This window comes from Mesorhizobium sp. M4B.F.Ca.ET.089.01.1.1 (assembly GCF_004022605.1).
GTDB classification, from domain to species: Bacteria; Pseudomonadota; Alphaproteobacteria; order Rhizobiales; family Rhizobiaceae; genus Mesorhizobium; species Mesorhizobium abyssinicae.
Genome location: NZ_RZOS01001537.1, coordinates 1 through 404, shown reverse-complemented (window position 1 = coordinate 404; position 404 = coordinate 1). Strand labels below are relative to the sequence as shown.

General features: G+C 68.1%; 1 protein-coding gene. It reads left to right on the top strand.

Translation table 11 applies throughout. The features are described 5' to 3' along the window. Positions 1-404, top strand: a 404-nt coding sequence (locus EN780_RS38180) for an asparaginase (RefSeq protein WP_189557218.1), incomplete at both ends; no start/stop codon positions are given.

Sequence of the window (404 nt, the reverse complement as noted above, 5' to 3'; positions counted from 1 at the left end):
GCGATCCAGGCGCTGCCATTGGTCGAAAGCGGTACGGCCGACGCCTATGGCTTCGGCGACCGCGAACTGGCGCTGGCCTGCGCCTCGCATACCGGCGAGGCCGCGCATGTCGAACTGGCGCAAGCCATGCTGGCGAAAGCCGGTCTCGACAAAACCGCGCTCGAATGCGGCGCGCATTGGCCGTCGAACCATGACGCCACCATAGCGCTTGCCCGTGCCGGCGGCGTGCCGAACGCGCTGCACAACAACTGCTCCGGCAAGCATGCCGGCTTCCTATGCACCTGCGTGCATGCGGGCATCGCCCATCGCGGCTACGTCAAGGCCGGCCACGCCCAGCAGGAGATGGTTCGCGATGCCATGCAGTCCGTGACCGGTGCCGCCCATGACGTCGACCGCTGCGGCAC